We start from the raw sequence: 2296 nt of genomic DNA, 5'->3' as shown, positions 1-2296 counted from the left end.
AACAATGTTGGGCCACGATTTACAATCGCCCAAGTTCATACCCAAACCTACCGTCCAATAAAGCCTCACAGTTTGGTACCCATCTATAGCGCCGCAATCGGCGCCCTGATGCGCGCCAGCGCGGTCTGGCGCTACCGGCAGCGCGACATCGTGGGCGCAGCCGCGTCGCTGCTTAGGCGGCGCTCGGCGCCTATGTGCTGCTGCGCTGATTGCGAGCGATCGCTTCGCGGACCACATCATGGGCGCTGCCACCGTCCTCTTCCAATTCGACTTCGCTGATACCTATCGCTTTCGCATCAGCGAATAGCTTCATTACCATTTCGGCAATGGTGGTTTCGTCGGCATCGCCGATTTCATCGAGATTGTCCCCGATCCATTTGTGGATGAAGTTGTTGCTGCGTGTGCTCATCGCGAGGGAAATCCTTTGTTCGCGAGCGCCTCTGCCATGATGGCAAAAAGGCTCTTTGCCTCCTCGCGGATCTCCTCATCAGGTATACCTACTTGGGCGGCATCTTCTGCCGCTCGATCCGCCAGATCGCCGATCAACTCTGGGTCTGCTGACGGGTGTTCCGGAAGGTTGTCATCCATCCAGCTTTCGAGGAACTTTCGGGCGCGCTTGCTCATCTTGAGAGAATTTCAGTCGGGCCGATTTGTTCCAAGGAAGGGATTCAGACAGCGCCTTCGTCCAGGCATTTTCCTCGCCCAGTAGGCCTGGTATCTGGTGGTCGCCGGCCCGCAGGGTGGTATGGCCCTAATGCGAAGCAGCTTCGATACACGTGAGCAATGCGCGGCCGCAATTGCCGAATATCAGAAGCAGCCAACGCCGGCGGGTTGGTCGATCCAGTGCATCCCTAGCGCCTCCTTTACGAGCGATGCGCAGTAATCGCGCGCTAGCTACGTGCCTTTGCTCTTCGCATAAGAGGCTTTTGCCCATGCCCGGCACCTTTGCCGATTCCGGCGCGTAGATCAGGCCGGCAAGCCCGGCTTCCCATTGCGTTGCGCAAAGAAAAAGCCCGTCGCGGTTTGCGACAGGCTTTCATTTGGGGACTTGAGAGGATTAGAATTTATAGGCGATGCCTAAGCGAACTTCGTTGGTGGTCAGATCAACATCGGCTTCGGCATCCGCAAACGATTTATTGCCAAAGTCAGTATAGCGATACTCGGCGCGCAGCAACAGATTGTCGGTCATGGCATAATCCAAGCCTACGCCTATCGTCCATCCTGTGAATGTATCTCCGAACGAAGCTGCCCCGGAATTACTGCTTATATCGATGTCCCCAAACGCAACGCCACCCGCGATATAAGGAAGAAAGCGATCAGCGGCATATCCTAAACGGAGTCTTGCCGCCCCACTCCAATTGAGTTCTTCGGTGGCGGTGACGCCCGGAAATGGGACACCAGGAGCGGTGAATATTTGGCCGCTGCCATCCACATTCGCATACACGACGTCCAGTTCCGCACCAATCACGATGTTGTTCGACATCTGATAGTTGTAACCGGCGTAGACACCTCCAAGGAACCCGTCAGGGTCTATGTCGACAAAGCCCGGACCACCGATTTGGTCTATGTTGCTATTACCCCAAGCATAGCCTGCCTGAAGGCCGATATATCCGCCTGTCCAGCTAAACACCGGCGCAACACCGACGACTTCCTGGACGACAGCATCGGCAGCAAACGCCGAAGACGCGAGCAGCGAGAACGACAAACCAAGAAGCAGCTTCTTCATCGACAATCCCCTTGTAACCTACCCTTTCGTAGCAGAGCTCGCCCCTACCTGCAGTCGTATTTCTGCCACAGAAGAACGAGAACTGTGGTTCCTACCCGACCCTACCGGCACTGCCGGGATCTCCGCTAGGTCATGCATGCCTCGCAGGAACGCAAAACCCAGCCGGCAGTTGGGCTTGCGCGGGGTTGTGCCGCTTTCGTGCATTGGTACGGGATTTTGACTCGCCAAACCATTTGCAATCGCTAATGTTCGCGCCGCGCGGGGAATTCTTTCGCCCCCAGGTGAGTGAAGTGAGGGAACCATGGCGAAACGTCTGTCTGCGCTCGATGCCGATATCCTGCGGACGACCTTCCAAAAAGCGATCAAGGAAGAGAACATTCCGGAATGCAAGTGGGGAGAATTAGCCACCAAGCTCATAGAGAGTTACACCGGTTCACAGGTCACCGATCTCGAATTGGTGGACTGGATGGTGAAGAGTGAACGGCCCAGGAGCTAGTTACAGCTTCCGAGGCTTAGGCTCGTTCTTTCGCCCCAAGAGAAGTATCAGCACCACGGTGCGCATCGACTCGT

4 protein-coding genes are annotated in these 2296 nt (G+C 56.0%); 1 reads left to right on the top strand and 3 read right to left on the bottom strand.

The window, feature by feature from the left end; all coding sequences use genetic code 11:
• Positions 1 to 190: 190 nt before the first annotated feature.
• The 3 genes from ACWTU9_RS33055 to ACWTU9_RS33045 form a co-directional block, all read right to left on the bottom strand.
• Positions 191 to 409 (bottom strand): DUF768 domain-containing protein, encoded by a 219-nt coding sequence (locus ACWTU9_RS33055; protein WP_455861990.1) that lies wholly within the window; start codon positions 407 to 409, stop codon positions 191 to 193.
• Positions 406 to 624, bottom strand: a complete 219-nt coding sequence (locus tag ACWTU9_RS33050; RefSeq protein WP_455861989.1) for a DUF768 domain-containing protein — start codon at positions 622 to 624, stop codon at positions 406 to 408. The genes ACWTU9_RS33055 and ACWTU9_RS33050 overlap by 4 nt, the downstream gene beginning before the upstream one ends.
• A gap of 433 nt (positions 625 to 1057) precedes the next feature.
• The gene (locus tag ACWTU9_RS33045) at positions 1058 to 1732 is read right to left on the bottom strand and encodes an outer membrane protein (RefSeq protein WP_455861988.1); all 675 of its coding nucleotides are present in this window, start codon (positions 1730 to 1732) and stop codon (positions 1058 to 1060) included.
• A gap of 295 nt (positions 1733 to 2027) precedes the next feature.
• Here ACWTU9_RS33045 and ACWTU9_RS33040 point away from each other — a divergent pair, with 295 nt between their 5' ends.
• Complete coding sequence (locus tag ACWTU9_RS33040) at positions 2028 to 2222, top strand: hypothetical protein (RefSeq protein WP_455861987.1); 195 nt, start codon at positions 2028 to 2030, stop codon at positions 2220 to 2222.
• Positions 2223 to 2296: the final 74 nt, after the last annotated feature.

This window comes from Mesorhizobium sp. 128a, from assembly GCF_053848025.1.
Note: the sequence above shows the minus strand (reverse complement) of the source record. Positions and strands in the feature narration are given on the sequence as shown.

Excerpts from the sequence above, each read along its gene's own strand:
- ACWTU9_RS33055 (WP_455861990.1), bottom strand. The coding sequence starts at position 409 with ATGAGCACACGCAGCAACAACTTCATCCACAAATGGATCGGGGACAAT.
- ACWTU9_RS33050 (WP_455861989.1), bottom strand. The coding sequence starts at position 624 with ATGAGCAAGCGCGCCCGAAAGTTCCTCGAAAGCTGGATGGATGACAAC.
- ACWTU9_RS33040 (WP_455861987.1), top strand. The coding sequence starts at position 2,028 with ATGGCGAAACGTCTGTCTGCGCTCGATGCCGATATCCTGCGGACGACC.